Here is an 18,591-nt window from a genome sequence, read left to right on the forward strand (position 1 = left end):
GAGTGGCGCAGAACGGCCCGCCACTCGGCGAGTGGCGGGCCGTTGTGCGCCACTCGCGGAGGAGGGGCGGAGGTGGTGCGGGCGGACGGTCTGCGGACTACTTGCGCTCGCCGAACGTCAGCTCGATGCCGCCGAGGATGCCGGCCGCCAGGTTGTAGAGGTGGGCGGCGATCGTGGCCAGGGCGGTCATGAAGATGACGTTGAGGCTGGACACCAGCAAGGTGAGCCCGACGACGCGGCCGAAGCCGAGGTAGTCGGTGACGTCGAACGCCGCGGCGTCGTCGGCCAGGACGTTGGAGACGCTGTCGTTCAACGCGCCCCACACGCCCGTGATCTGCATGACGAGCCAGAACACGGTGACGGCGACGACGCTGACGACCATGAGGGCCACCGAGACGACGAACGCCATCTTTGTGACGCTCCACGGCTCGACGTGGCTCAGCTTCAGCCGGGCCGACCGCGTGCTGGCGGCCTCGGTGGAGCCCGACGTCGACGCGGCCGGAGCCTTGGCGGGCGCCTTGCTCGCGGGCGCCTTGGTCGCGGGCGCCTTGCTCGCCGGAACCTGCTTCGGCGCCGCCGGGGCGGTCTTCGTGGCCGGAGCCGCCTTCTGCTCGGGCTTCGGCGTGGCCGGAGCCGGGGCAGCCGGTGCGGGTGCGGGCGCGGGCGCAGCGGCCACGACGGGCGCCGGCTTCTTGCCCGGCTTGTCGGCCTTCTTCTGCTGCGGTGCCGGCTTCTTCTCGACCGGCTTGCCCGAGGGCTTCTCGGCCGGGACGGCCTTGAAGGTCTGCGTCGGTCGGTCGTCAGCCGGCGGCTTGGCGTCGTCGCGCACCGCGGGGATCACCGCGGTGGTGTCGGGCGTCGCCTGGGTCGTGCGGGCGTACTCGGCCTTGCTCAGCGGCCGGCGCGCCGAGACCGTCGGCGCCGTGCCGTTGGACTTGGCGTTGTTGGGGGGCGAGCCGTTCTGCTGGCCCTCGCCCGGCTTCTGGTCACTCACTGTCGTCCCCACTCACGTTCGACTCCTCGGCCGGCTGCTCGACCGCATCGTCCGCGACGTCCTCGACGGTCAGATCGGTGTTGCGCGCGATGGTCACGACCCGATCATTCCCCTTGAACTTCACGAAACTCACACCCATCGTGCCACGTCCCTTCACAGGAACACCGGACACGAGGCTTCTCGTGATCTGTCCGGAGGACGTCACGCTGATGACGTCGTCGGTGTCACGCAGCACCAGACCGCCGACGAGCTCGCCGCGCGACTCGGTGATCTGCATGGCCTTGATGCCCAGACCGCCGCGTCCCTGGAGGCGGTACTCGCCGATCCGGGTCTTCTTGGCGAAGCCGCCGTCGGTGACGGTGAAGACGTACAGCTTCTGGCTGTCGGCCTCGTCGCCCTCGCCCTCGTCGTCGGCACCGGCCTTGATGACCGACATCGACAGCAGGGAGTCGTCGTCGCGGAACTTCATGCCCGTGACGCCGGAGGTGGCGCGACCCATCGGCCGCAGCTGGTCGTCGTCGGCGCGGAAGCGGATCGACTGGGCCTTGCGGCTGATGAGCAGGATGTCGTCCTCGGACGAGACCAGCTCGGCACCGACCAGCTCGTCGTCCTCGTCGCGGAAGTTGATCGCGATGACGCCGGCCTGGCGCGGGCTGTTGTAGTCCGTGAGGCGGGTCTTCTTGACCAGGCCGCGCTTCGTGGCGAGCACCAGGTACGGCGCCTGCTCGTAGTCGCGGATGGCCAGGACCTGGGCGATCTCCTCGTCCGGCTGGAACGCCAGCAGCCCGGCCACGTGGCCGCCGCGGGCGTCGCGGCCGCCCTCGGGCAGGTGGTAGGCCTTGGCCCGGTAGACCCGGCCGGCGGTGGTGAAGAACAGGATCCAGTGGTGCGCCGTGGTCGAGAACACGTGCTCGACGACGTCCTCGCCCCGCAGGGAGGCCCCGCGCACGCCCTTGCCGCCGCGGTTCTGGACGCGGTACAGGTCGGTCTTGGTGCGCTTGGCGTAGCCGCCCTTGGTGATCGTGACGACCAGCTCCTCATCGGGGATGAGGTCCTCGTCGGACAGGTCGCCGTCGGCGGCGATGATCTTCGTCCGGCGGTCGTCGCCGTACTTGGCGACGATCTCGCCGAGCTCCTCGCCGACGATCTCGCGCTGGCGGGCCTCGCTGGCCAGGATCAGCTTGTACGCGGCGATCTCGTTCTCGATCGCGGCGAGGTCGTCGATGATCTTCTGACGCTCGAGGGCCGCGAGGCGACGCAGCTGCATGTCGAGGATCGCGGTGGCCTGGAGCTCGTCGATCACGAGCAGGTCCATCAGGCCGTGGCGGGCCTCGTCGACCGTGGGGCTGCGACGGATCAGGGCGATCACGTCGTCGAGCAGGTCGAGCGCCTTGACCAGGCCGCGCAGGATGTGGGCGCGCTCCTCGGCCTTGCGCAGGCGGTACTCGGTGCGACGCCGGATGACGTCGACCTGGTGGTGGATCCAGTGCGAGATGAATCCGTCGAGGGTCAGCGTGCGCGGGACCTCGTCGACGATCGCCAGCATGTTGGCGCTGAAGTTCGTCTGCAGGTCGGTGTGCTTGTAGAGGTTGTTCAGCACGACGCGGGCGACGGCGTCACGGCGGATCTCGATGACGATGCGGCGGCCGGCGCGGTCGCTGGACTCGTCGCGCAGGTCGCTGATCCCCTGGACGCGACCGCTCTGGGCGAGATCGGCGATCTTGCGCATCAGGCCGTCCGGGTTCACCTGGTACGGCAGCTCGGTGACGACGAGCTGCATGCGTCCCTTGGTGTCCTCCTCGATGTTGACGACCGCGCGCATCGGGACCGACCCGCGACCCGTGCGGTACATGTCCTCGATGCCGCTGGTGCCGACGATGAGGCCGTCGGTGGGGAAGTCGGGGCCCTTGATCCGCGCCAGCAGCGCCTCGAGGAGCTCCTCGCGCGTGGCGTCGGGGTGCTCGAGCGCCCACTGCACGCCCTCGGCCACCTCGCGCAGGTTGTGCGGCGGGATGTTGGTGGCCATGCCGACCGCGATGCCCGCCGAGCCGTTGACCAGCAGGTTGGGGATGCGCGAGGGCAGGACGGTGGGCTCCTGCGAGCGGCCGTCGTAGTTGGGCTTGAAGTCGACGGTCTCCTCGTCGATGTCGCGCACCATCTCCATCGCGATCGGCGCGAGCTTGCACTCGGTGTACCGCATCGCGGCGGCCGGGTCGTCGCCCGGCGAGCCGAAGTTGCCCTGGCCCGCGATCATCGGCGCGCGCATGACCCACGGCTGGGCGAGGCGCACGAGGGTGTCGTAGATCGCCGAGTCGCCGTGCGGGTGGTACTGACCCATCACGTCACCGACGATGCGGCTGCACTTGTTGAAGCCGCGATCGGGGCGGTAGCCGCCGTCGTACATCGCGTACAGCACGCGGCGGTGCACCGGCTTGAGGCCGTCGCGCACATCGGGCAGCGCACGAGCCACGATGACGCTCATGGCGTAGTCGATGTACGACCGCTGCATCTCGTCCTGCAGCTCGACCGGCTCGGTGCGGTCGCTTTCGATCGGGGTGTCGGTCACTTCTGTGTCCTTCGTTCCGTGGTCTCGATACGCCGGTTCGCTGCGCTCACCGTGCTACTCGACCACCGGTGGTTCGGTGGGGTCAGATGTCGAGGAAGCGGACGTCCTTGGCGTTCCGCTGGATGAACGAGCGTCGCTGGTCGACGTCCTCGCCCATGAGGATCGTGAAGATCTCGTCGGCCACGGCCGCGTCGGCCAGCGTGACCTGGCGGAGCAGACGGCCGTCGGGGTCCATCGTGGTCTCCCACAGCTCGCTGGCGTTCATCTCGCCGAGGCCCTTGTAGCGCTGGACCGGAGCCGTGTTGGGGAGCCGGTAGCCGGCGTCGAGGCCCGCGGCCATGACGGCGTCGCGCTCGGAGTCGGAGTAGGCCAGCTCGTGGTGGTGGTTGGTCCACTTGATCTTGTACAGCGGCGGCTGCGCCAGGTAGACGTGGCCGGCGTCGATGAGCGGCTTCATGAACCGGAACAGCAGGGTCAGCAGCAGCGTGGTGATGTGCTGGCCGTCGACGTCGGCATCGGCCATCAGCACGATCTTGTGATAGCGCAGCTTGGCGATGTCGAAGTCCTCGTGGACGCCGGTGCCCAGGGCGCTGATGATCGCCTGGACCTCGGTGTTCTGCATGATCTTGTCGATCCGCGCCTTCTCGACGTTGAGGATCTTGCCGCGCAGCGGGAGGATCGCCTGGGTCGCGGGGTTGCGGCCGTTGCGGGCCGAGCCGCCGGCCGAGTTGCCCTCGACCACGAAGATCTCGCACTCCTCGGGGTTGCGGCTGGAGCAGTCGATCAGCTTGCCGGGCAGGCCGCCGCCGGAGCCGAAGCCCTTGCGGTTCCGGGCCAGGTCGCGCGCCTTGCGGGCGGCCACGCGGGCGGCCGCCGCGTCGATCGACTTGCGGATGATCGTCTTGCCCTCGGTGGGGTTGCGCTCGAGCCAGGCGCCCAGCTCGTCGTTGAGCACCTGCTGGACGAAGCCCTTGGCCTCGGTGTTGCCGAGCTTGGTCTTGGTCTGGCCCTCGAACTGCGGCTCCTCGAGCTTGATCGAGATGATCGCGGTGAGGCCCTCGCGGATGTCGTCGCCGGTGAGGCGGTCTTCCTTCTTCTTGATGAGGTTGTTGGCCTCGGCGAAGCGGTTGACCGTGGTGGTCAGCGCCGCACGGAAGCCCTCCTCGTGCGTGCCGCCCTCGTGCGTGTTGATCGTGTTGGCGAACGTGTGGACCGACTCGCTGAAGCTGTCGTTCCACTGCATCGCGAGCTCCAGCGACAGGCCGTTGGCCTCGTCCTCGCGCTCGAGGCTGATGATCTCGCGGTGGATCGGGGCCTTGCTGCCGACGTTGATGTGGTTGACGTAGTCCTCGAGACCGTTGTCATAGCGGAACGTGACCTCGCGCTCGACGTCGTCGACGACGCCCTCCGTGGCGTCGCCGTTGTTCTCGTGGCGCTCGTCGCGCAGGCTGAGCTGCAGGCCCTTGTTGAGGAACGCCATCTCGCGGAAGCGCGTCTTGAGCGTCTCGTAGTCGTACGTCGTGGTCTCGAAGATCGTGTCCGACGCGTAGAAGGTCGTGGTCGTGCCGGTCTCGTCGGTCTCCTCCTCGCGCACGAGGGGGGCGTCCGGGACGCCGTAGGTGAAGGACTGCGTCCAGCGGTACCCGTCGCGCTTGACCTCGACGTAGAGCTTGGTGGACAACGCGTTCACCACCGAGACGCCGACGCCGTGCAGACCACCGGACACCTTGTAGCCGCCGCCGCCGAACTTGCCGCCGGCGTGCAGCGACGTGAGCACCAGCGTGACCGCGGGGATCTTCTCCTCGGGGTGCTCGTCGACCGGGATGCCACGGCCGTCGTCGATGACCTTGACGCCGCCGTCGGCCTGCAGCACCACCTGGATGTTGGTGGCGTAGCCGGCAAGGGCCTCGTCGACGGAGTTGTCGACGACCTCGTAGACGAGGTGGTGCAGGCCGCGCTCGCCGGTGGAGCCGATGTACATGCCGGGCCGCTTGCGGACCGCCTCGAGCCCTTCCAGGACCTGGATGTTGCTCGCGTCGTACGTGCTGGGTGTCTCGGGCGCCTGGGTCACCCATCCAGTATACGGGGCCATTCTGTCCGTCCCATGACACGACACCTCCTGTGGAGCACTGTTCCTTCATCCACAGATGCCGCTGAACGGCGCCAGAAGGGCTCTGGGGCTCCCGACGAGGGGGCCGACCAAGGTTCCCATCATCAAGAGGCCTCCCCGGGGGTCTGACCGGCCGGCACGGCTCGGAGGGTTCGGTGCGGTCTGCGAGGGTGGGAGCGTGAGCTCCACGACCCGCGTCCCTGCCCGGGTGTCGGGGCCGGCCTTCGTCGTCGGTGCCGCCGCCGTCACCGGTCTCGTCGTGCTCGTGCGCTTTGCGCTGTGGTCGGCGCCCGGTCAGGCGGCGGACGAGCGGGCGATGCAGACCGTGGTCGCCGGCCGCGAGGCCGAGCTGACGCTGCTGTCGATCCTGGGTCGCGTCCCGCTGTGGTCGGCGGTGGCGCTCGCGGTCGTGTGCCTGCTGCTCGCGGCCAGGCGTCGACACTGGCGAGCGGTTCTCGCCGCGGGGATCGTCATCGCCGGGTCGAACATCACCACGCAGATCCTCAAGCACGGTCTGCTCGAGCGGCCCGACTTCGGCCACGGCGTGCACAACTCGTTGCCCAGTGGCCACGTCACCGTGACGGCGTCGGTCGTGGCCGCTCTCCTGATCGTGGTGCCACCGGCCGCCCGCGCGACCGTGGCCGGTCTCGGCACGTTCGCCACCGGACTGACCGGGCTCTCGACGATCGTCGCCGGTTGGCACCGTCCGGGCGACGTCGTCGCGGCCCTGCTCGTGACGCTGGCGTGGTGCGCCGCGGGCGTCCTGGTGCACGGCGGCCGGATCGCCCGGCCACGCGCCGTCTTCACCACCGCCGTCAGCGGCGTGATCGCCGCGCTGCTCGGGATCGTCCTCATCGGCGTGCGGCCGGTGGCCGGACTCGAGGGGTTCGTCGAGGCGTCCCTGGTGCTCGGTGCCGTCGCCGCCGCGTCCGCGCTGGCCATCGCGCTGATGGGCTGGCTCGGCACCGACAACTGAGGCTCAGCCGTAGGTGTCGCGGGGTCCGCGTCCCTTGACCGAGCGGCGCCCCTTCTTCCAGCTCGGCGCCTGGGGCCCGCGCACGTCGATCCGCAGCACCTGACCGTCGCCGAGCTCGTGGTTGAGCTTCGCCACCAGCCGCGGCGCCAGCAGCTTCAGCTCCTTGGCCCACGCGGTGGAGTCGGCCTCGAGGTGCACGATGCCGTCGGAGAAGTGGTCGACGCGGCAGTGCTGGGCGACCTCCGGGCCGACGATCGCGGCCCAGTCCGAGAAGACGCGCGAGGCGGCCAGCTTGTCGCTCCACCCCTGGTTCTGCACCATCTCGCCCAGCACGTCGCCGAGGGCGACGCCGTCCTCGCGGCCGGGTCGTCGCGCCGGACCCGTGCGACGCATCGGCCGGCGCCGGCGCGGGGAGGTGGGCTGCCCGGTGCGGTAGGCGTCGGCGATCTCCCGCGCGAGCCGCAGCACGTCCTCGGAGTCGTCAGCCACGCGGCGTCACCACCGCGGCGGCCACGTCGAACGACTGACCGACGAGCTCGTCGGGCACGTCACCCTCGACGGCGGCCGTGACCAGCACCTGCTCGGCGGACGCGACCCGAGCCGCGAGTCGCGACCGGCGGTCGCTGTCGAGCTCGGCGAAGACGTCGTCGAGGATCAGGATCGGGTCGTCGCCCTCCTCGCGCAGCAGCGCGAACGCCGCCAGCCGCAGCGCCAGCGCGAGCGACCACGACTCGCCGTGACTGGCGTAGCCCTTCGCCGGCAGGTCGCCGATCGACAGGATGACGTCGTCACGGTGCGGGCCCACCAGGCTGATGCCGCGCTCGAGCTCGTCGCGACGGCGCCGCCCGATCTCGTCGAGCAGGGCCTTGCCGAGGTCGTCGGCGTCGCGCAGCTCGTCGATCCCCTCGACCGACGGCTTGTAGACCAGCGAGACGACCTGGCGCTCGGCCGCGGCACCGGCGGCGACGTCGCGATAGGCGTCGGTGGCGTGCGGCGCGAGGGCGTCGAGCAGGGCCAGCCGCGCGGCGACGAGCTGGCCGCCGACGCGGGCCAGGTTCTCGTCCCAGATGTCGAGGGTGGAGATCTCGACGTTGCTGCGCCGGCCGGCGGTCTTGAGCAGCGTGTTGCGCTGCTTGAGCACCCGGTCGTAGTCGGCCTTGACCCCGGCCAGGCGCGGGATCCGCATGACGATCAGGTGATCGAGGAAGCGGCGGCGGTCGGACGGATCGCCCTTCACGAGCGCCAGGTCCTCGGGGGAGAAGAGCACCGTGCGCGCGATCCCCATGAGGTCGCGCACCCGAGGCAGAGCGTTGCCGTTGACCCGGGCCCGGTTCGACTTGCCCGGAGTGATCTCCAGCTCGAGCAGCGCCGACCGGTCGTCGCGTTGCAGTTGGGCCCGCACGATCGCGCGCTCGGCGCCGGCCTTCACGAGCGGCGTGTCGGACGAGACCCGGTGCGAGTCGAGGGCGGCGAGGTAGTCGATGGCCTCGACCAGATTGGTCTTGCCCTGGCCGTTGGCCCCGATGAACGCGACCGGCCCGGCCGCCAGCTCGATGCCGACGGAGCCGTACGACCGGAAGTCGGTCAGCTCCAGCCGGGTCACGTGCATGGGCTCAGCCTACGGCCGCCGCGGAACCCGCTGAGTTGCACGTTCCGCCGGGAGAACACGGCGTGTCGGCGGCCGAACGTGCAACTCAGCGGGTCAGGGGTCAGGGGTTCGGGACGTCCGGGCTCTCCTCGGCGGCACGGACGGCGTGGCCGCCGAACTGCTGGCGCATCGCGGCGACCGCCTGCATCGCGGCCGACTCGTCCTGGCGCGACACGAACCGCGCGAACAGCGAGGCGGCGATCGTGGGGGCGGGCACCGAGTTGGCGATGGCGGCCTCGACGGTCCAGCGTCCCTCGCCCGAGTCCTCGGCGTAGCCGCGCACCTTGGACAGGCCCGGGTCGTCCTCGAGCGCCTTGACCAGCAGGTCGAGCAGCCAGGAGCGCACGACCGTGCCGACGCGCCACGAGTTGAGCACCTCGGTGACGTTGTCGACCATGTCGACGGCCTCGAGCAGCTCGTACCCCTCGGCGTAGGCCTGCATCATCGCGTACTCGATGCCGTTGTGGACCATCTTGCTGAAGTGCCCGGCACCCACGCGGCCCGCGTGCACGAAGCCGTTCTCGGCATCGGGACGCAGGGCGTCGAACGCCGGCTGCACCTTCGCGACATCCGCCGCGTCGCCACCGGCCATCAGCGCGTAGCCGTTCTCGAGGCCCCACACGCCACCACTCACGCCGCAGTCGACGTAGCCGATGTTCTTCTCGGCCAACTGCGCGGCGTGGATCTCGTCATCGGTCCACCGCGAGTTGCCGCCGTCGACGACGACGTCGCCCTCCGAGAGCAGCTCCTTCAGCTCGGTGATCGTGCTGTGGGTGGGGTCGCCGTGGGGGACCATCACCCACACGACCTTCGGGCTGGGCAGCTGCTCGACCATCTCGGCGAGCGAGCCGACATCGCTCAGCTCGGGGTCGCGGTCGTAGCCGATGACCGTGAGACCGGCGTTGCGCATGCGCGTGCGCATGTTCCCGCCCATCTTCCCCAGTCCGACGAGTCCGATGTGCATGGGCGTCTCCTGACGTCGTGACGCGATCAGTTCTGCAGCCGCACCGGCATGATCAGGTAGCGGAACGCGCCATCGGGATCCGCTCCCACCTCCGCGACTCCGGACATCGCGGCGGGCTTGGTGTGCTGGGTGAAGGACAGGTGCACGACCGGTTCGGTCATGACCGACAGTCCCTCGAGCATGTAGTTCGGGTTGAAGCCGATCGAGATGTCGTTGCCGTCGATCGTGGCCTCGACGCTCTCGGAGGCCTGGGCCTCGTCGCCGCTGCCGGCCTCGAGCAGCACCTGGCCCTCGGAGAAGGTCAGGCGGACCGGGGTGTTGCGCTCGGCGACCAGGGCGACGCGCTTCACGGCGTCGACCAAGGTCTGGGTGCCGACGTAGGCGACCGTCTCGGCCTGCGCCGTGAAGAGCTGGCGCACGCGCGGGAAGTCGCCCTCGAGCAGGCGGGTCGTCGTGCGACGGACGCCGCCGCCGACCGTGCCCTCGAAGCCGATGAGGCCGTCGCCGGACTCGCTGGTCGAGACCGCGATCGTGATGTCGCCGCCGGCGGTGAGCGCCTTGGCCGTGTCGGACAGGACGCGCGCCGGGACGAGGGCGCGGGCCGAGATGTCGGACGCCTCGGGGTACCAGGCCAGGTCGCGCAGGCTGGCGCGGAACCGGTCGGTGGCCATCAGCGAGATGGTCGAGCCCTCGAGCTCGAGCCGGATGCCGGTGAGCAGGGGCAGCATCTCGTCGCGCGAGGCGGCGGCGCTGGCCTGGCCCACGGCCGTGGCGAAGTCGTCGGCCTTGACCGTGCCGGTGGAGGTCGGCATCGCCGGCAGTTGCGGGTACTCCTCGACCGGCATCGTCTGCAGGCTGAAGCGCGAGCTGCCGCAGGTGACCTGGACCTTGGTGCCGTCATGGACGACGTCGACGGGCTTGCCGGCGGGCAGGGCACGCACGATCTCGGCGAGCAGACGGCCCGAGACGAGCGCCTTGCCCTCGTCGTGGACCTCGGCGGGGAGGGAGGCGCGCGTGGACGTGTCGTAGTCGAATCCCGACAGGTGCAGTTCGTCACCGAGGGTCTCGAGCAACAGGCCCGTCAGCACCGGCACGCTCGGGCGGGTCGGCAGGCTGCGGGCGGTCCAGCCGACGGCGTCGGCGAGGGTGTCGCGATCGATGCGGAACTTCACGTTCTGGAGCCTCTCATTCGTCAGTCGAATCCTGCCACGGTGAGCCGTTCTCCACACCCACGGGTCGTCGTGACTTCGACTCGGATTTCGGTCTTTGTACTTTCCGTCGTCGTAGTAGGGCCTGTGGATTCGGTGGACAACCGTTGTTTGTGCTGGTCAGCGGTACTTCAGCCGGTGGATGACGCTGTGGCTCGAGCACTGGGGGGAGTCGTCGCGCCTGTGGATGACCGTCCTGCGTTCACACCGGATTCACATCCTCGTCGCCTCCGTGCACCGATGATGGCCCTTCATGCACACCCGTGTCCCCAGATGGGGAAGAACAAGAACCACGCAGTCAGGACTGTCGCGCCTGCTGGCGGATCCGGGCCGTCAGCTCGGTGACCTGGTTGTAGACGGCGTGCTTCTCGGCCATGAGCTTGCGGATCTTGCGCTCGGCGTGCATCACGGTGGTGTGGTCGCGACCGCCGAACTCGCCGCCGATCTGCGGCAGGGACATCTCGGTGAGCTCCCGGCACAGGTACATCGCGATCTGGCGGGCGAGCACGAGGTTGCGCGAGCGGTTCGACGAGCAGAGCTCCTCGATCGTGAACTCGGAGTAGGCCGCGGTCTGCGCCATGATCATGCCGGCGGTGATCTCGGGGTCGTCGCCCTCGGCGATCAGGTCCTTCAGCACGATCTGCGCCAGCTGCAGGTCGACCGTCGTGCCGTTGAGGTTGGCGAAGGCCGTGGCGCGGATCAGCGCACCCTCGAGCTCACGGATGTTCGTCTGGACCTTGCTGGCGATGAACTCGAGCACGTCGGCCGGCGCGGTGAGCTTCTCGGTGGCGGCCTTCTTGCGCAGGATCGCGATGCGGGTCTCCAGGTCGGGCGGCAGCATCTCGGTCTGCAGGCCCCAGCTGAAGCGGTTGCGCAGTCGCTCCTCCAGCGTGCGCAGCTCCGACGGCGGGCGATCGGACGTCATGACGATCTGCTTGTTCTCGTTGTGCAGAGCGTTGAACGTGTGGAAGAACTCCTCCTGCGTCGCGTCCTTGTTCTCGATGAACTGGATGTCGTCGACCAGCAGCACGTCGATCTCGCGGTACTTGCGGCGCAGCGCGGGGGTGCGGTTCTCGCCGATCGCGTTGATGACGTCGTTGACGAACTCCTCGGAGCTGACGTAGCGGACGCGGGACGAGGGGTAGAGGTTGATGACGTAGTGGCCGATGGCGTGCAGCAGGTGCGTCTTGCCCAGGCCGGAGTCGCCGTGGATGACGAGCGGGTTGTAGGCCTTGCCCGGTGCCTCGGCCGCGGCGACCGCGGCGGCGTGCGCGAAGCGGTTGGACGAGCCGATGACGAAGTTCTCGAACTGGTAGCGCGAGTTCAGTCGCGCCTCGGCGATGTTCGCCCGGTGCGACGGGCCTCCCTGCGAGGCACGGGAGCGGCTGACCCAGCTGGGGGTCAGGCTGTCGTCGTCCTCCTCGAAGTCGTCATCCTTGTCGACAAATCTACTTGTCGGCAGGTCGACATCTGTCGGCTCCTCGGCGACGGTGATCGCGGGGGACATCAGCTCGGGGGCGTCGTCGACCACCTCGGGGTCGATCGTGACGACCAGGCGGATGTCCTCGCCGGCCTGGGTGGTGAGGGCCTGCTCCAGCGCCGGCCGCACGCGCGACTCGAGCTGGGCGCGCGACAGGTCGTCCTGGACCGCGACGATCAGGATGCCGTTGTGGAGCGAGAGCGGCTTGGCGCCGTAGACGAAGACCTTCGCACCGGGGGACAAGGTGGCGACGGAGTCTCGCCAGACGGACTCCAGGTCCACATCAGCCTCGTCGCGCACTGCACAGCCTTCCTTTCCTGCCTGCGATGGCAGGGAATTCCCGAGTTGAGGCAGCGACGCGCACGTCACCGCCGGAGTTGTTCACACTGTTGTCCACACGCTGTGTATGAGTCGGATCGAACCCACGCCGATTCCGGGTGAGTGCCTGTGGATATCCAGTGACGCTAGCAGCCGCCGACGACCGCTCACAAGCAGGTTGGGACATTTGTGGGTGGTCCTCGGCGTGTCGGATGGACCGGGCCACGCGCACACGATAAGACTGGCGACTTTGGGTCGGTTTGACCATGTCAGGCCGCCCCCCGTACCGTGGAGGGGTCGTCTTGAACGACGTCCGCCGCGTGCCCATGAACAGTTCCGGTCGTGGGCGAGCGGTGGCCCCTCCCTGTTGGGCCACGATCCGTACGAAGGACCTCCTGTGAGCAAGCGCACCTACCAGCCGAACAACCGTCGCCGCGCCAAGAAGCACGGCTTCCGCCTCCGCATGCGCACGCGTGCCGGTCGCTCCATCCTGGCGGCGCGTCGCCGCAAGGGCCGCGACAAGCTCTCGGCCTGATTCCGCGTGCTGCCGCGCGTGCACCGCATGCGCGACGGTGAGGAGTTCCGTCAGGCGATGCGCCGCGGCGGCAAGGGCGTGCAGCCCGACCTCGTCGTTCACGTGGGTGGACCTGTCGAACCGACGGACGTCACGTCCGTCGGTTTCGTCGTGTCCAAGAAGGTGGGCCGCGCCCACGATCGCAACCGCGTGAAGCGACGCCTCCGTCACCTGATGCGCGACCGCCTCGACGCCGTCCCCTCGGGGTCGCGCGTCGTGGTGCGGGCGCTCCCCGGCTCGGCCTCGCGCCGCGCGGCAGACCTCGGACCCCAGCTCGACCAGGCCCTGCACACCGCGGCCTCCCGGGTGCGGCGATGATGCGGTGGATCGTGGCGAGCCTGCTGCGTGCCTACCGTTTCGCCATCAGCCCGATGTACGGACAGGTGTGCCGTTACCACCCCAGCTGTTCGGCCTACGCCCTCGAGGCGGTCGAGACCCACGGTGCCCTGAAGGGCATGTGGCTCGCGACCCGCCGTCTGGGCCGGTGCCACCCCTGGGCCGCCGGCGGGTACGACCCCGTCCCCTCCGGCGTCCGTGAACGAGGAGAAGCATGTTCGACTTCCTAGGCAGCATCGGCGGCGCGATCATGACGCCGCTGTACTACTTCACGTCCGGCATCGTGCTGGCGTGGCACTGGCTGTTCACCCAGATCGGTCTCGATCCGGACGCCGGCTGGTCCTGGGCGCTGGCGATCGTCGGCCTCACGCTGACGATCCGCGCGATGCTGATCCCGCTGTTCGTCAAGCAGATCAACTCCAGTCGCAACATGCAGCTGATCCAGCCGCAATTGCAGGAGCTGCGCAAGAAGTACGGCCACGACCGCGAGCGGTTCGCCCAGGAGCAGATGAAGCTGTTCCAGGAGACGGGCACCAACCCCTTCTCCTCGTGCATGCCGCTGCTGCTGCAGATGCCGATCTTCTTCGCGCTCTTCCGCGTGATCGACCAGGCATCCCGCAAGGGCGCCGAGGGCGCCCGTGGCTTCCTGTCCGGCGACCAGGCCGAGTCCCTGCGTGACGCCGAATGGCTCGGTGGCCGTATCGCCGACACGTTCCTGTCGAGTGACAACCTCGAGACCAAGATCATCGCGATGGTCATGGTCGTCGCCATGTGCGCCACCCAGTTCTTCACGCAGAAGCAGCTGATGGCCAAGAACATGCCCGAGGCGTCGCTCAACGGCCCGTTCGCCCAGCAGCAGAAGATCCTGCTGTACGTGCTCCCGGTCGTCTTCGCCGTCTCGGGCGTCGCTTTCCCGCTGGGCGTTCTCGTCTACTGGACCACCTCGAACCTGTGGACCATGGGCCAGCAGTTCTGGGTCATCCGCAACAACCCCGCCCCCGGCACCCCGGCGTTCAAGGCCAAGCAGGAGCGCGACCGCGCCAAGGGCAAGACCGTCGCCGAGGACCCGGTCGCCAAGATCGAGGCCGAGACCGAGGCGCAGCGCATCAAGCGCCAGCAGCCCAAGAAGCAGACCCGCGACCAGCGTCGCAAGACCGGCGGTGCGCAGCCGAAGCCGAACAAGCCTGCCAAGGAGGATCCCGATGAGTGACACCGATCTGGAACGCGAGGGCGACATCGCCGCCGACTTCCTCGAGGAGCTGCTCGACATCGCCGACCTGGACGGCGACATCGACATCGACGTGGACGGCGACCGTGCTGCCGTCGAGATCATCGGTGGCGAGCTGAGCCACCTGGTCGGCCGCGACGGCGAGGTCCTCGACGCGCTGCAGGAACTGACGCGTCTGGCCGTCTACCGCGAGACCGGTGCTCGGAGCCGTCTCATGCTCGACGTCGACGGACACCGCGCCGCCCGCAAGGCCGCGCTCGTCGAGATCGCGGCCGAGGCGATCGAGAAGGTCAAGGCCGAGAACGAGCCCCTCGCCCTCGATCCGATGTCCCCGTTCGAGCGCAAGGTCATCCACGACGCCGTGGCCGAGGCCGGCCTGCGCAGCGAGTCCGACGGCGCGGGACCCGGTCGGCACGTCGTCGTCCTGCCTGCCGAGTGACTGTTTCACGTGAAACGGCGTTCGGTGAGCGGCTTCCGCTCGCCGAACGCTACGCCGAGCTCCTCGCGACCTCCGGCGTCGAGCGCGGGCTGATCGGTCCGCGCGAGGTCGACCGTCTCTGGGATCGCCACCTCTTCAACTGCGCAGCGCCGGTGGTGCGCGTCCCCCACGACGTGACCGTCGCCGACGTGGGCGCCGGCGCCGGATTGCCGGGCCTGGTCTGGGCCATCGCCCGGCCGGACCTGCACGTGACGCTGATCGAGCCGCTGCTGCGGCGGACCACCTGGCTGGACGAGGTCGTCGACGATCTCGGGATCGGTGGGCAGGTGACGGTGTTGCGCGCACGCGCGGAAGAGGTCACGGAGCGCTTCGACGTTGTGACCGCTCGCGCGGTGGCCGCTCTCGACAAGCTCGGTCGCTGGTGCATGCCGCTCGTGAAGCCGGGCGGACACCTGCTGGCACTCAAGGGTCGCAGCGCCGCCGATGAGGTGAAGGCCGCGCGCGCCACTCTCGCCCGGCTCGGTGCCGGCGATATCGTGGTGGCGACGTACGGGGAGGACTGGGGCCTGGAAGTCCCGACCACCCTCGTCGAAGTCCAGCGCCGATAGACCCGCAGTCCAGCGTCAAGAACACCGGTGGAACGCCCGTCGTTCCACGTGAAACATGCCTCAGGGGACAGCGATGTTCCACGTGAAACATGACAGGAGCCGCAGTGACGATTCCGACTGCCGCAGACTTTGCCGATGACGCCGTCGAGGCGTCCGCATCCACTCCCCTCGCCGACCAGGCGAGCCACCACGTCGAGCTGATGGAGCGGCTGGAACGCAGTGGCCGCTACGAGCGACCGACCCACACCCGGGTCTTCGTGGTCGCGAACCAGAAGGGTGGCGTCGGCAAGACCACGACCTCGGTGAACCTGGCCGCGGCGATGGCTGCCCGAGGACTCTCCGTGCTGCTGATCGACCTCGACCCGCAGGGCAACGCCTCCACCGCGGCGGCCATCCCGCACGCGTCGGGCACGCCGGGCACGTACGAGGTGTTGCTCGACGAGCTGCCGATCGCGGAGGCCGTGCAGACGTGTTCGGACATCCCGGCACTACGGGTGGTGCCGGCGACGATCGACCTGGCGGGCGCGGAGATCGAGCTGGTCGGACTGGAACAGCGTGAGCGCCGCCTGCGCGCCGCGATCGACACCTATCTCGCCGGCCCGGGGAGCGACGTCGACTACGTCTTCATCGACTGTCCCCCGTCGCTGGGCCTGTTGACGATCAACGCCATGGTCGCCGCCCGCGAGGTGCTGATCCCGATCCAGTGCGAGTACTACGCACTGGAGGGCCTAAGCCAGCTGCTCGGCAACATCGGCCTGGTGCAGCAGCACCTCAACGCCGACCTTGACGTCTCGACGATCCTGCTGACGATGCATGACGCACGCACCAACCTGTCGTCGAGCGTCGCCGCTGAGGTTCGAGGGCATTTCGGTGATCGCGTGCTGGCCACGGCGATCCCGCGCTCGGTGAAGATCAGTGAGGCACCGGGCTACCAGCAGAGCATCATCACGTACGATCCGAACTCGACGGGCGCGCTGTCCTACCTGGAAGCCGCCCGTGAGATCAGCCAACGCGGCGCGACACCCGCCGACCAAGGAGCATCGTCATGAGCAATCCCCGCCCCGGCCTCGGTCGCGGACTGTCGGCCCTGATCCCCACCTCGCCGGCGCAGGCGAAGGAGTCGGGACTGACGGAGATTCACGGCGCGCGCCTGCGCGAGCTCCCGGTCGGGCAGATCGCGCCGAACCCGCGCCAGCCGCGCACGGTCTTCGACGAGGAGGCCATGGCCGAGCTCGTCCACTCCATCAAGGAGATCGGGCTGTTGCAGCCGATCGTGGTCCGGCCCGTGGGCCAGGACCGGTACGAGCTGATCATGGGGGAGCGGCGCTGGCGCGCCACCCAGAAGGCCGGCCTGGAGACGATCAGCGCCGTCATCCGCGAGACGACCGACGAGGACCTGCTGCGCGACGCGCTGCTGGAGAACCTGCACCGGTCCGAGCTCAACCCGCTGGAGGAGGCCGCGGCGTACCAGCAGCTCCTGGACGACTTCGGCTGCACGCAGGAGGAGCTCTCCGAGCGGATCGGGCGCTCGCGGCCGCAGATCACCAACACGATCCGGCTCCTGAAGCTGCCCCCTGCGGTCCAGCGACGCGTGGCGGCCGGCGTGCTGTCCGCGGGCCACGCCCGGGCCCTGCTTGCGGTGCCGAACCCGGAATTGCAGGACAGATTGGCCTCGCGCGTGGTCGCCGAGGGCATCTCGGTCCGTCAACTGGAGGAGATCGTCCGGTTCGGCGACGAGGACGCGACCCCGGCGGCTCGCAAGCTCTCGACGCGACCCACCTCGGCCCGGGTCGGCGAGCTCGCCCACCGCTTGTCCGAGCGCTTCGACACCCGCGTCAAGGTCGACTTCGGCAAGTCCAAGGGCAAGATCGTCGTCGAGTTCGCCACGATCGGCGACCTCGAGCGCATCGTCGACCTGATGGATCCGGCGTCGAGCTCGGACGCCACTCCCAGCTGAGTACCGGAACCATCGATGGAAAAAAACAAAGCCACTTGTCGACAAATCGACAAGTGGCTTTGTTTGATGTTTCAGGTCAGGCCACGAACTCCGAGATCTCGGTGAGGATCGCCGACTTGGGACGAACGCCCACGATCGAGCGGACGAGCTCGCCCTGGTAGTACAGGTTGATCGTCGGCAGGCCCGTCACGCGGTACTGCGCGGGAGTGACGGGGTTGGCGTCCGCGTCCATCTTGACGACGGTCAGCGAGCCGTCCTTCTCCTTCGCGATCTCCTCGAGGATCGGCGCCAGCTGGCGGCACGGTCCGCACCAGGAGGCCCAGAAGTCGACGAGGACGGGGCCCTCGGCCTTGAGGACGGTGGACTCGAAGTCGGCGTCGGTGACGGCGGTGATGTCAGCCATGGATTCTCCTGTTGATGGGTTCGGTCGGTCGGTCGGTCAGCGCGACCGCGGGCTCGGGGAACCCGGCGGCCTCGATGTCGGCGAGGAAGCGCTCGGCGTCCAGGGCGGCCTGGCAGCCGGTGCCGGCGGCGGTGATCGCCTGGCGGTAGGTGTGGTCGACGAGGTCGCCGGAGGCGAACACGCCGCGCACGTTGGTGGCGGTGGAGCCGGGCTGGACCAGCACGTAGCCCTCGTCGTCGAGGTCGACCTGGCCCACGAGCAGCTCCGAGCGCGGATCGTGGCCGATCGCGATGAACAGGCCGCTGATGTCGAGGCGGCGCGTCTCACCGGTGACGGTGTCGCGCAGGGTGACGCCCTCGAGGATGCCCTCGCCGTGGATCTCGGCGACCTCGCTGTTCCACGCGAAGTCGAGCTTGTCGTTGGCCAGGGCCCGCTCGGCCATGATCTTGGAGGCGCGGAGCTCGTCGCGGCGGTGGATCAGCGTGACCTTGTCGGCGAAGCGGGTGAGGAACAGGGCCTCCTCGACGGCGGAGTCGCCGCCGCCCACGACGGCGATGTCCTTGCCGCGGAAGAAGAACCCGTCGCACGTGGCGCACCAGCTGACACCGTGGCCGGAGAGGGCGTCCTCGCCGTCGAGGCCGAGCTTGCGGTAGCCCGAGCCCATCGACAGGATCACGGCGTGCGCGCGGTAGGTGGAGCCGTCGGCCAGGCTGACGGTCTTGATGTCGCCGGTGAGGTCGGCGGACACGACGTCGTCGGCCACGAGATCGGCACCGAACCGC

Annotated in this window: 19 protein-coding genes; 9 read left to right on the top strand and 10 right to left on the bottom strand. The window is 69.1% G+C overall.

Features of this window, described 5'->3' with window-relative positions; all coding sequences use genetic code 11:
- Positions 1-97 precede the first annotated feature (97 nt).
- The 3 genes from AFL01nite_RS15660 to gyrB form a co-directional block, all read right to left on the bottom strand.
- Entirely contained in the window at positions 98-994 is an 897-nt protein-coding gene (locus AFL01nite_RS15660; protein ID WP_246119745.1) for a DUF3566 domain-containing protein, read from the bottom strand.
- Positions 987-3,560: a DNA gyrase subunit A gene (gene gyrA, locus AFL01nite_RS15090; RefSeq protein ID WP_146828849.1), complete on the bottom strand. Its 2,574-nt coding sequence runs from the start codon at positions 3,558-3,560 to the stop codon at positions 987-989. The genes AFL01nite_RS15660 and gyrA overlap by 8 nt, the downstream gene beginning before the upstream one ends.
- 82 nt (positions 3,561-3,642) lie before the next feature.
- Entirely contained in the window at positions 3,643-5,652 is a 2,010-nt protein-coding gene (gyrB, locus tag AFL01nite_RS15095) for a DNA topoisomerase (ATP-hydrolyzing) subunit B (protein WP_146828851.1), read from the bottom strand.
- A 196-nt stretch (positions 5,653-5,848) separates the two neighbouring features.
- Between gyrB and AFL01nite_RS15100 the strand changes: the two genes are divergently transcribed.
- Positions 5,849-6,646 carry a phosphatase PAP2 family protein gene (locus AFL01nite_RS15100; protein ID WP_186813981.1) on the top strand — a complete coding sequence of 266 codons (798 nt, stop codon included), beginning with the start codon at positions 5,849-5,851 and terminating at the stop codon, positions 6,644-6,646.
- 3 nt (positions 6,647-6,649) lie between these two features.
- Here AFL01nite_RS15100 and AFL01nite_RS15105 read toward each other — a convergent pair whose 3' ends face one another.
- The 5 genes from AFL01nite_RS15105 to dnaA all read right to left on the bottom strand — a co-directional run bounded on the left by AFL01nite_RS15105 (position 6,650) and on the right by dnaA (position 12,228).
- Positions 6,650-7,135: a DciA family protein gene (locus AFL01nite_RS15105; RefSeq protein WP_246119747.1), complete on the bottom strand. Its 486-nt coding sequence runs from the start codon at positions 7,133-7,135 to the stop codon at positions 6,650-6,652.
- On the bottom strand, positions 7,128-8,255 hold the full coding sequence (recF, locus tag AFL01nite_RS15110; protein WP_146828855.1) for a DNA replication/repair protein RecF: 1,128 nt from the start codon (positions 8,253-8,255) through the stop codon (positions 7,128-7,130). The genes AFL01nite_RS15105 and recF overlap by 8 nt, the downstream gene beginning before the upstream one ends.
- A gap of 100 nt (positions 8,256-8,355) precedes the next feature.
- Complete coding sequence (gene gnd, locus AFL01nite_RS15115; protein WP_146828857.1) at positions 8,356-9,258, bottom strand: phosphogluconate dehydrogenase (NAD(+)-dependent, decarboxylating); 903 nt, start codon at positions 9,256-9,258, stop codon at positions 8,356-8,358.
- Positions 9,259-9,284: 26 nt separating this feature from the next.
- Positions 9,285-10,430: a DNA polymerase III subunit beta gene (gene dnaN / locus AFL01nite_RS15120; protein ID WP_146828859.1), complete on the bottom strand. Its 1,146-nt coding sequence runs from the start codon at positions 10,428-10,430 to the stop codon at positions 9,285-9,287.
- A 334-nt stretch (positions 10,431-10,764) separates the two neighbouring features.
- Entirely contained in the window at positions 10,765-12,228 is a 1,464-nt protein-coding gene (gene dnaA / locus AFL01nite_RS15125) for a chromosomal replication initiator protein DnaA (RefSeq protein ID WP_246119748.1), read from the bottom strand.
- A 433-nt stretch (positions 12,229-12,661) separates the two neighbouring features.
- Here dnaA and rpmH point away from each other — a divergent pair, with 433 nt between their 5' ends.
- The 8 genes from rpmH to AFL01nite_RS15165 all read left to right on the top strand — a co-directional run bounded on the left by rpmH (position 12,662) and on the right by AFL01nite_RS15165 (position 17,406).
- Entirely contained in the window at positions 12,662-12,799 is a 138-nt protein-coding gene (rpmH, locus tag AFL01nite_RS15130; protein ID WP_078699619.1) for a 50S ribosomal protein L34, read from the top strand.
- Positions 12,800-12,805: 6 nt separating this feature from the next.
- Positions 12,806-13,156 (top strand): ribonuclease P protein component, encoded by a 351-nt coding sequence (gene rnpA / locus AFL01nite_RS15135; protein ID WP_146828863.1) that lies wholly within the window; start codon positions 12,806-12,808, stop codon positions 13,154-13,156.
- Positions 13,156-13,404 carry a membrane protein insertion efficiency factor YidD gene (yidD, locus tag AFL01nite_RS15140; RefSeq protein ID WP_146828883.1) on the top strand — a complete coding sequence of 83 codons (249 nt, stop codon included), beginning with the start codon at positions 13,156-13,158 and terminating at the stop codon, positions 13,402-13,404. The genes rnpA and yidD overlap by 1 nt, the downstream gene beginning before the upstream one ends.
- Positions 13,389-14,384 (top strand): membrane protein insertase YidC, encoded by a 996-nt coding sequence (gene yidC / locus AFL01nite_RS15145; protein WP_146828865.1) that lies wholly within the window; start codon positions 13,389-13,391, stop codon positions 14,382-14,384. The genes yidD and yidC overlap by 16 nt, the downstream gene beginning before the upstream one ends.
- Positions 14,377-14,841, top strand: coding sequence for a Jag family protein (locus AFL01nite_RS15150; RefSeq protein WP_146828867.1), 465 nt, complete (start codon positions 14,377-14,379; stop codon positions 14,839-14,841). The genes yidC and AFL01nite_RS15150 overlap by 8 nt, the downstream gene beginning before the upstream one ends.
- Positions 14,838-15,449: a 16S rRNA (guanine(527)-N(7))-methyltransferase RsmG gene (rsmG, locus tag AFL01nite_RS15155; RefSeq protein WP_146828869.1), complete on the top strand. Its 612-nt coding sequence runs from the start codon at positions 14,838-14,840 to the stop codon at positions 15,447-15,449. Before AFL01nite_RS15150 ends, rsmG begins: the two co-directional genes overlap by 4 nt.
- Positions 15,450-15,553: 104 nt before the next feature.
- Positions 15,554-16,498, top strand: coding sequence for a ParA family protein (locus AFL01nite_RS15160; protein WP_371862843.1), 945 nt, complete (start codon positions 15,554-15,556; stop codon positions 16,496-16,498).
- Positions 16,495-17,406 carry a ParB/RepB/Spo0J family partition protein gene (locus AFL01nite_RS15165; protein WP_146828873.1) on the top strand — a complete coding sequence of 304 codons (912 nt, stop codon included), beginning with the start codon at positions 16,495-16,497 and terminating at the stop codon, positions 17,404-17,406. The genes AFL01nite_RS15160 and AFL01nite_RS15165 overlap by 4 nt, the downstream gene beginning before the upstream one ends.
- Positions 17,407-17,482: 76 nt before the next feature.
- Here AFL01nite_RS15165 and trxA read toward each other — a convergent pair whose 3' ends face one another.
- Together trxA and AFL01nite_RS15175 are read right to left on the bottom strand one after the other, a co-directional pair.
- Complete coding sequence (trxA, locus tag AFL01nite_RS15170) at positions 17,483-17,809, bottom strand: thioredoxin (protein WP_146828875.1); 327 nt, start codon at positions 17,807-17,809, stop codon at positions 17,483-17,485.
- Positions 17,802-18,591: NAD(P)/FAD-dependent oxidoreductase (locus AFL01nite_RS15175; RefSeq protein ID WP_146828877.1), on the bottom strand; the 790-nt coding region annotated here is incomplete at its 5' end. The genes AFL01nite_RS15175 and trxA, both read right to left, overlap by 8 nt.

The sequence above is a fragment of the Aeromicrobium flavum genome, from assembly GCF_007992115.1.
Classification (GTDB): domain Bacteria; phylum Actinomycetota; class Actinomycetes; order Propionibacteriales; family Nocardioidaceae; genus Aeromicrobium; species Aeromicrobium flavum.

Bases quoted from the DNA above. Each gene is read 5' to 3' on its own strand.
- gyrB (WP_146828851.1), bottom strand. From the start codon at position 5,652: ATGGCCCCGTATACTGGATGGGTGACCCAGGCGCCCGAGACACCCAGC.
- recF (WP_146828855.1), bottom strand. From the start codon at position 8,255: ATGCACGTGACCCGGCTGGAGCTGACCGACTTCCGGTCGTACGGCTCC.
- AFL01nite_RS15165 (WP_146828873.1), top strand. From the start codon at position 16,495: ATGAGCAATCCCCGCCCCGGCCTCGGTCGCGGACTGTCGGCCCTGATC.
- gnd (WP_146828857.1), bottom strand. From the start codon at position 9,258: ATGCACATCGGACTCGTCGGACTGGGGAAGATGGGCGGGAACATGCGC.
- trxA (WP_146828875.1), bottom strand. From the start codon at position 17,809: ATGGCTGACATCACCGCCGTCACCGACGCCGACTTCGAGTCCACCGTC.
- AFL01nite_RS15150 (WP_146828867.1), top strand. From the start codon at position 14,377: ATGAGTGACACCGATCTGGAACGCGAGGGCGACATCGCCGCCGACTTC.
- yidD (WP_146828883.1), top strand. From the start codon at position 13,156: ATGCGGTGGATCGTGGCGAGCCTGCTGCGTGCCTACCGTTTCGCCATC.
- yidC (WP_146828865.1), top strand. From the start codon at position 13,389: ATGTTCGACTTCCTAGGCAGCATCGGCGGCGCGATCATGACGCCGCTG.